Consider the following 411-nt stretch of genomic DNA (forward strand, 5'->3'; position numbering starts at 1 on the left):
CACCGCGGCCCGCCCGACACCGATCCCGCACCGGCCGGTGCGCCGGGCCCTGCGCGGCTCGGTCATCGTGAAGACGCTCCGCACCACCGACCACAAGACCATCGGCGTCCTCTACCTGTCGACGTCGTTCGGGTTCTTCCTCGTCGGCGGCCTCACCGCCCTGCTGATGCGCGGCGAACTCGCCCGACCCGGCCTGCAGTTCCTCTCCCCCGAGCAGTACAACCAGCTGTTCACCATGCACGGCACGATCATGCTGCTGCTCTACGCCACCCCCAACCTGTTCGGCTTCGCCAACTTCGTCCTGCCCCTGCAGATCGGCTCACCCGACGTGGCCTTCCCGCGGCTGAACGCGTTCTCCTACTGGCTGTACCTGTTCGGCGGCCTGATCGTCCTGTCCGGCTACCTCACCCC

At 68.1% G+C, this 411-nt stretch carries 1 protein-coding gene; it reads left to right on the forward strand.

The genetic code is table 11. The features are described 5' to 3' along the window. A partial coding sequence (locus tag VA596_RS50565; protein WP_323337984.1) for a cbb3-type cytochrome c oxidase subunit I occupies positions 1 to 411 on the forward strand: 411 nt, incomplete at both ends.

The sequence above is a fragment of the Amycolatopsis heterodermiae genome, from assembly GCF_034929455.1.
Classification (GTDB): Bacteria; Actinomycetota; Actinomycetes; order Mycobacteriales; family Pseudonocardiaceae; genus Amycolatopsis; species Amycolatopsis heterodermiae.